3 protein-coding genes are annotated in these 4,618 nt (G+C 69.8%); all 3 read left to right on the top strand.

From position 1 onward, the window contains the following. Positions 1–685 precede the first annotated feature (685 nt). The 3 genes from ABGB05_RS36785 to ABGB05_RS36795 are packed head-to-tail and all read left to right on the top strand — an operon-like array spanning position 686 to position 4,380. Positions 686–1,657, top strand: a complete 972-nt coding sequence (locus ABGB05_RS36785) for an NAD-dependent epimerase/dehydratase family protein (RefSeq protein ID WP_347658652.1) — start codon at positions 686–688, stop codon at positions 1,655–1,657. 18 nt (positions 1,658–1,675) lie between these two features. Then, positions 1,676–2,644, top strand: coding sequence for a thymidylate synthase (locus tag ABGB05_RS36790; protein ID WP_347658653.1), 969 nt, complete (start codon positions 1,676–1,678; stop codon positions 2,642–2,644). Further along, positions 2,641–4,380, top strand: a complete 1,740-nt coding sequence (locus ABGB05_RS36795) for a carbamoyltransferase C-terminal domain-containing protein (protein ID WP_347658654.1) — start codon at positions 2,641–2,643, stop codon at positions 4,378–4,380. Before ABGB05_RS36790 ends, ABGB05_RS36795 begins: the two co-directional genes overlap by 4 nt. Positions 4,381–4,618: the final 238 nt, after the last annotated feature.

The raw sequence follows: 4,618 nt of genomic DNA on the forward strand, positions 1-4,618 counted from the left end.
ACTCATGACCCCATCCTGGGCCGTCACCACGCCAACAACAGTATTCAACGCTTCTCGATCCTGAACTCGCCCTGTCCGACGGACTTGCTATGAGCCGCTGGCCTCAACTCACCCTGACAGACAGGGCAGATCGCGGCGGCGCAGGCCGGCTTCGACGCGCACGTGACGGTCAGCGCCTCGGGCCGGTGCCGCTCGTGCGGCGTGGAGGGACCGTGCGTCGAGCAGCTCCGGTCGGCCCGCACCCTCGCGAGCTATGGGCGGTTGCCCCAGCGGACGCCCGGCGCTACCCAACCGGAGCGCATCGGGCATCGAACACCGCCGTTCCGGGTGGTGCCGGTGGTCGCCGAACCGACCGTCAACGGCATGGGGTTCATGGTGAACGAATTGATCGGCATTGACCAGACGTCGCCCGAGTTGAGCAGGGTCGTCGCGGTGACGGTCGGCTTCGGTTCCGTGGGGTTGATTCCCCGCTCGTGTACCGCCATCGGGGCTGCGCGGGCGGGTGACCGGCGGGGCGCTCCCAGCCGCCGCCTCCGGTGGCGGACCTGCCTACCTCTCGGGCAGGTCCGCCACGCCGGGCAGGTACCCGTGCTCGGCGGGCCCGGCGCTTCGCGAGCCGATCCTCTCCTACCCACGCTGTCCGGCGGCGGGCCTGCGAGTACTCGACGTGGAAGGAGGTAAGACGATGATGTCCCGAGTCCTGGTGACCGGCGCCGCCGGGTTCATCGGATCGCATCTGGTGGACGCGCTGCTGGCCAGGGGTGTCACGGTCCTCGGTCTGGACCGTCGCCGCCTCGGCGAACATCCCCTGGCGGGCGAGAACCTGGCGACGGCCGTGACGAACAGGTTGTTCACGCCGTACCACCTGGATCTGGCCACAGACCAGCTCGATGATGTGGTCAAGGGCTGCGACACGGTCTTTCACCTCGCCGCCCGGCCCGGTGTCCGTCAGTCGTGGGGCGGGGAGTTCCTCGACTATGCCCAGGCGAACGTCGTCGGGACCCACCGGCTGCTTGACGCCTGCGCTCGGCAGGGCGTACGGCGGCTGGTGGTGGCCTCGTCGTCGAGTGTCTACGGCCCGGCGGACCGGCCGAGCCGGGAGATCGACCCGACGTGCCCGGTTTCCCCGTACGGCGTCAGCAAGTTGGCCGCCGAGCACCTCTGCCTGGCCTACGCCCGTCGGCCGGACAGCATGCTCAGCGTCGCCGCGCTCCGGTACTTCACCGTGTACGGGCCTCGGCAGCGGCCCGACATGCTCATCGGCAGGATCCTGTTCGCGGCCTATACAGGGTTCCCGATAACGCTCTACGGCGACGGCAGCCAACGCCGCGAGTTCACCTACGTCAGCGACGTCGTCACCGCGACCCTGGGAGCGGCGCACCTCGACGTCCGAGCGGCGGTGATCAACGTCGGTGGCGGCGCCAGCGTCTCCATGCGTGGCGTGATCGACGAGGCGGCGAAGGTCACCGGCCGCCAGGTGCCGGTCAAGGCGGTGGACGCCCAGCCGGGCGACGTACCGGCGACCGCCGCTGACCTGACCCGCGCCGGACGTCTGCTCGGCTACTGGCCCACCGTCGGCCTGCACGAGGGGCTCGCCCGGCAGTCGGCCTGGCTGGTCAACCTCTCCCGCGACCGGCTCGCCGCATTCACCTCCTAATCCCCGCAAGGAGCCTTGATGATCGTGTTGACCGCGAACTCGGCGAGCGAACTGTTCATCGCCGCGTGCCAGGCCGTGCTGCTCAACGGCCACGTCGCCCGTCCCCGTACCCTCACCACGACCGAGGTCGTCGGCGCGCACCTGTGCCTGACGAACCCTCGACGACGACTCGTCGACGTGCCGCCCGCGCGAGTGATCAATCCAGCGTTCGCGGTCGCCGAGGCGTTGTGGATCCTCTCCGGTTCCGACGACCCGTGGATCTTCGACTACAACGAGAACCTCCGCAGGTACGCCGACGACGGGATACTCCGCGGCGCGTACGGGCCACGGCTGCGCCGGTGGGGTGGCCGGATCGACGAGTTCGACGCGGTGATCGACCAACTCGACGCGGTACGCCGACAGTTGCACGCGGACCGGGATTCGCGGCGGGCGGTAATCCAGCTCTACGACCCGTCCCGCGACCATCGCGGCTTCCGGGACGTGCCGTGCACCCTCGGCTACCGGTTCTTCATCCGGCAGGGCCGACTGGTGATGCACACCAGCATGCGCAGCCAGGATCTGTGGCTCGGCTTCCCGTACGACATCTTCACCACCACCCTGATTCAGGAGCTGATGGCCGGCTGGCTCGGTGTCGAGCTGGGCGAGTACCACCACCACGTCGACTCGCTGCACCTGTACGCCGAGAACGCCGAAGCGGCCGCCGCCTCGCGAAACGGCACCCCCGGTAGCGCCGAACTCGACCCGGTCGAGGTGCCCTGGCCGAACTTCGACACCCTGCTCCAGCGGGTGCTCTCTGGCATCATGCAGCCGGCGGACGGGGCGACATGGCACGCGTTCGGCCGGACGCTCGCCAGCTACCGTGCCTGGAAAGCCGGCGAACGCGACCCGGCACGTACCCTTGCCGCCGACATCCCTGGCCCGCTCAGTGACGCCCTTTCGAGCTGGTACGACCACCTCACCCCCGCCCTGACGAGTGATCCGCGATGACGGCCACCCCCTCACGCAGACGCGACGCCGAGGTCGTGCTGGGGTTGTGCGCCTACACACACGACTCCGCAGCGGCGCTCCTCGTCGACGGGCACCTGATCGGCTTCGCCGAGGAGGAACGCCTCGACGGGATCAAGCACAGCAAGGCGTACCCGGAAAACGCCGTCGCCTGGCTCCTCGGCGAGGCCGGATTGACCGCGAACGACGTGACGACAGTGGCCTACAACTTCGACGGACGCCGCTACCGGTCCGCGCTCGGCCAGCTACCCGCACACCTGCTCCGGTCCGTGAGCCGTCCTCGGGCGATGCCCCGGGCCCGCAGCTTCCTGACCGTGCACCGCCGCTACCAGGCCCGGATGCGGGACCTGGCCCGGCGCTTCCCGCGCGCCCGACTCCATCCGGTGCCGCACCACCGCGCACACGCCCTGTACGCGTTCCTCGCCTCCAGCGTCGACGACGCGGCGGTCCTGGTCGTGGACAGCCTCGGTGAACTGCAGACCACCACGGTCTGGCATGCCGCGCACCGCGACGAACAGCCCTTTCGTCTCGACCTGCGCACCGCGATCGACGACCCCGCGTCACTCGGCTACGTCTACGGCGCCGTCACCGAGCACCTTGGCTGGCGGCGCGGCGACGAGGAGGGCACCGTCATGGCGCTGGCCGCCCTCGGTGACCCGACGCGCTTCCGGGCACTGATGAGTCGGGCAGTCCGCCTCACCCGGGACGGATTCACCCTCGACCCGGCGCTGCTGCCGCTGCGGGTGCTGTCCAGCCGGTACGCCCGGACGAGTCCGGCCTTCACAGCCGCGACCTGCCCACCTCGGCTGCCAGGCGAGCCGGTCGAGCCCGTGCACGCCGACCTGGCCGCCGCGCTGCAGGAACGCACCGAGCACGTGATGCTGCACCTGTCCGGACAAGCCACCCGACTGACCGGATCCGGCCTGCTCTGCCTCGGCGGAGGCGTGGCGATGAACTGCGTCGCCGCTGGCCTTGTCGTCCAGTCAGGCATCGTCGACGAGATCCACGTGCCGCCCGCGCCCGGTGACTCCGGCACCGCCATTGGCGCGGCTGCGGCCGTCTGTCTCGACGCCACCGGCCGGCCACCCACCGGCATCGAAGGGCGCTGCTACCTCGGCCCGGCGTACCCGAACCTGACGCTGCCACCGGAGCCGCGCCCCGGACTGACCGCCGAACGCCCGGCCGATCCCGTTCGGCACCTGGCCCGACGCCTCGCCGCCGGGGCGCTCGTCGGCCTCTTCACCGGTCCGCTGGAGGCCGGACCACGCGCGCTCGGCAACCGGTCCATCCTCGCCTCGCCCTTCGCGTCCGGCGTCGTGGACCGGCTGAACGCCACGGTGAAGTTCCGCGAGCCGTTCCGGCCTTTCGCCCCGGTCGTCCTCGCTGACAAGGCGGCCGACTACGTCCGGCTTCGACAGTCCTCGCCGTACATGTCCATCGCCGCTCCGGTCACCGACCTGACCCGAACCCAGCTGCCCGCGATCGTGCACGCCAACGGCACCGCCCGGGTCCAGACCGTCACTCGGACGCAGCACCCCTTCCTCGCCGAGGTCCTGACCGCCTTCGGCGAGATCACCGGGCATCCGGTTCTGATCAACACCTCGCTGAACGTCAAGGGCAAGCCGATCTGCGGGACCCCGGACATGGCCCTGGACTGCCTCATCGCGACCGGCCTGGACGCCCTGCTCATCGAGGGCTGGTGGGTGACGAAGTGCTGATTGGCTACAGCTTTTGGGGATTCCTCGGCCCGGGGATCGTCGACACCCCCGACGGGGGACGCAGCCACCGCCGAGCCCTCATCGACGGGCTGCGCCAGACCGGTCACGACATAGACGAGTAGTTCCGAAGTCAGGGGTCGATGTCCAGGCATGAGGAGAGGGCATCCAAGATCATGTTGTGACGCAAGACCTGGACACCCTCTTGACCGCACTGTACGTGAAGATCGACGACAGCATC

Origin of the sequence: Plantactinospora sp. B5E13 (assembly GCF_039871775.1) — a bacterium.
Classification (GTDB): domain Bacteria; phylum Actinomycetota; class Actinomycetes; order Mycobacteriales; family Micromonosporaceae; genus Plantactinospora.

Coding starts and splice junctions, on each gene's coding strand:
- ABGB05_RS36790 (WP_347658653.1), top strand. CDS start 1,676: ATGATCGTGTTGACCGCGAACTCGGCGAGCGAACTGTTCATCGCCGCG.
- ABGB05_RS36785 (WP_347658652.1), top strand. CDS start 686: ATGATGTCCCGAGTCCTGGTGACCGGCGCCGCCGGGTTCATCGGATCG.
- ABGB05_RS36795 (WP_347658654.1), top strand. CDS start 2,641: ATGACGGCCACCCCCTCACGCAGACGCGACGCCGAGGTCGTGCTGGGG.